Genomic DNA, 2,900 nt, shown 5'->3' with positions numbered 1-2,900 from the left:
GGCCGCGTGCGCCGATCCTCGAAATCACCGACGAGCAATGGCACACCGGCATGGATGTCTATCTGCTGAACGTCATCCGTCCGGTGCGCATCGTGGCGCCGCAGATGGTCAAGCAGAAGGGTGGGGCCATCATCAACATCTCGACGGCCTGGGTGGTCGAGCCGAGCCCGATGTTCCCGACGTCCGCGGTGTTCCGTGCCGGGCTTGCCGCCTACACCAAGATCTTCGCCAACACCTACGCCGCCGACAATGTGCGCATGAACAACGTGCTGCCCGGCTGGATCGACAGCCTGCCGGCCACAGAAGAACGCCGCGACAGTGTGCCGATGCAGCGCTACGGCACCTCGGAAGAAATCGCCGCGACCATCGCCTTCCTGGCGTCCGAAGGCGCCGGCTACATCACCGGCCAGAACATCCGGGTCGACGGCGGCATCATACGCGCTATTTGAGGGCGTCGGCCGGGGGGATCCCGGCATCTCACCCCAAGGAGCAAAGAATGCGGCTTTTGATACTCGGCACCGGCTGGATGGCGCAGGAACATGCGCGGCGCTTCACCGCCATCGACGGCGTCGACATCGTCGGCGCGGTCGATGTCGATCCGGCACGGGTCGGCGAGTTCGCCGACAGTTTTGACATTCCCAACCGCTTTACCGCGCTGGATGAGGCGCTGACATGGGGTGAGTTCGACGCGGTGGCCAATGTCACGCCGGACCGCATCCACCACCCGACCACCATGGCGCTGGTCGCCGCCGGCAAGCCGGTGCTGTGCGAGAAGCCGCTGGCCGAAAACTATGGCAAGGCGACCGAGATGGCCGACGCCGCCGAGGCCGCCGGCATCGTCAACATGGTGAACCTCACCTATCGCAATGTGGCGGCGCTGCAGAGGGCCCGCCAGATGGTGCAGGCGGGCGAGATCGGCACCGTCAGGCATGTCGAGGCGTCCTACCTGCAAAGCTGGCTGGTGTCGAAATTCTGGGGCGACTGGCGCACCGATCCGAAATGGCTGTGGCGCCTGTCACGCAGCCACGGCTCCAACGGCGTGCTTGGCGATGTCGGCATCCACATCCTCGATTTTGCCAGCTATGGCGCAGCCGTCGACATCGACCATGTCTTCTGCCGGCTGCGCGCCTTCGACAAGGCGCCCGGCAACCGCATCGGCGACTACGGACTCGACGCCAATGACAGCTTCGCTATGACGCTGGACTTTTCCAACGGCGCCTTCGGCGTGGTGCATGCCAGCCGCTGGGCGACTGGCCATCTCAACGAGCTGCGCCTGCGCATCTATGGCGAGAAAGGCGGCATCGAAGTGGTGCACAATCTCGATGGCTCGACGCTCAAGGCCTGCATCGGCGAAAACGTCGAGAACGCCATATGGGAAGAGCTCGACGCCGGCACGGTGCCGACCAACTACCAGCGTTTCACTGACGCGGTGCGATCCGGCGTGCAGGCCGAACCGTCCTTCCGCCATGCCGCCGAATTGCAGAAGGTGCTGGATCTGGCCGTCGTCTCGGACGAGAAGCGGGCGGAGCTGAGGGCGAGTGCGGAAACGCGGTGAGCTGGGCGAAGCGGCCGGCGCCAGCGGTCGAAGATAGCACTGCCGCCAACTTCGGATTGGAGGCTGCGCCAGTCAGGGGCCGGTCACGAGCGAAAAAACCAGTTTCTGCAAATTGCCGCCATTGCCGAATTCGACGCGGTCGAAATCGCGGCTTGCCAGCACCCGCGCCTTCGAGATTGCGTCGAGCCGCTTGATCACCTCGGCCCTTGTCTTGCTGCATTTGGGATCGTCGGCGACGGTCAGGCCGTTCGTCGCGGCTTGGATGTCGTGGACCATCTGGACCATGCTGGCGCCATGCACCTTCTCATGGGCGGCGACGCCGGCGATGAAAGTTTCCCAGTTCTTCTGGACGGCGGGCGGCAGGGAGCCGGAGGGTTTTGGCAAGGTGTAGGTGACGATCAGCTTCGGCCGCCCGGCCGTCAGCACGCAGTCCTTGCCACTGGGCTTGTAGTCCCTTAACCCCCAGGTCAGCTTGAAATTGGTGTAGGCGATGGCGCGGGCAATGCCGAGCTTTGGCCCTTTCTCGCCGATCGAGCGGTAGAGTTCGGCGCCGGACCGGCCCGAGATCGCGTAGGGCTCGATTTTCTCGACCGGCTTCCACTCGGCACGAGCGGTGAGCGGCGAGGCAAGCAGGGCGGCAAAGGACAGACACAGGCGAACGCAGGCTCTCAATCCAACTCTCCACGAAACAGGACCGGCTGCCGCAACGGGCAATGCCATCGGATCGCTTTTTCCTATATGCTGCCGACGGGCGCTGCAAATGCCCTGGAGGCAGTCAATTGGGGGAGTCATGAGAGTTGCACATCTCATCGTCGCTGGTGCCTTGGCGGTCGTGCAGGCCGCGCAGCCGGGGTTTGCCGCGTCGTGCGATGGCTGGAGCGCCAAGATGGAGGAAGACGAGGGCGGCAGCGTGCTGACGGCTTCGGTCTGCGGCGGGCCGAAAGGCGATGCGCATCTGATGCTCACCTGTTTCGACACGCCGGTGCTGAGCTACGATCTCGGTGCCGCCGGCCAGCAGCTGGAACCTGGTATCAGCGGTTCGTTCGCGTTCAAGGCCGACGGCAAGACGGTAACGAAGACGCTGCAGCTGGAGGCCATGTACAACTACTTCGTGGTCAATCTGGCGAAAGCCGATCCGCTGCTCGACCTGCTGCGCGGCACAGGCGATGTGTCGGTCAGTTCAGCCAAATATGGCGAGATCAGCTTTCCGCTGAAGGGCTCCAGCGCGGCCATCGGCAAGGTGCTGGCGCAGTGCGGCAAGGCCGGGCCAGCGGATGGGGATTGACGGGGCTCTACAGTTCGATGCCGGCGCGCCAATGAGGCGGTTCTCGGTGGCTCACCGGGC

General features: G+C 64.3%; 4 protein-coding genes. 3 read left to right on the top strand and 1 reads right to left on the bottom strand.

The window, feature by feature from the left end; all coding sequences use genetic code 11:
• Together EN749_RS33670 and EN749_RS33665 are read left to right on the top strand one after the other, a co-directional pair.
• On the top strand, positions 1 to 449 hold a 449-nt coding region (locus EN749_RS33670), incomplete at its 5' end, for an SDR family oxidoreductase (RefSeq protein WP_128364791.1).
• A 47-nt stretch (positions 450 to 496) separates the two neighbouring features.
• On the top strand, positions 497 to 1,555 hold the full coding sequence (locus EN749_RS33665) for a Gfo/Idh/MocA family oxidoreductase (protein ID WP_128364790.1): 1,059 nt from the start codon (positions 497 to 499) through the stop codon (positions 1,553 to 1,555).
• 72 nt (positions 1,556 to 1,627) lie between these two features.
• Here EN749_RS33665 and EN749_RS33660 read toward each other — a convergent pair whose 3' ends face one another.
• Entirely contained in the window at positions 1,628 to 2,227 is a 600-nt protein-coding gene (locus tag EN749_RS33660) for a DUF922 domain-containing Zn-dependent protease (RefSeq protein WP_128364789.1), read from the bottom strand.
• 118 nt (positions 2,228 to 2,345) lie between these two features.
• Between EN749_RS33660 and EN749_RS33655 the strand changes: the two genes are divergently transcribed.
• Entirely contained in the window at positions 2,346 to 2,840 is a 495-nt protein-coding gene (locus EN749_RS33655; protein WP_245491554.1) for a hypothetical protein, read from the top strand.
• Positions 2,841 to 2,900: the final 60 nt, after the last annotated feature.

It is taken from the genome of Mesorhizobium sp. M7A.F.Ca.ET.027.02.1.1 (genome assembly GCF_004022985.1).
Taxonomy (GTDB): domain Bacteria; phylum Pseudomonadota; class Alphaproteobacteria; order Rhizobiales; family Rhizobiaceae; genus Mesorhizobium.
Note: the sequence above shows the minus strand (reverse complement) of the source record. Positions and strands in the feature narration are given on the sequence as shown.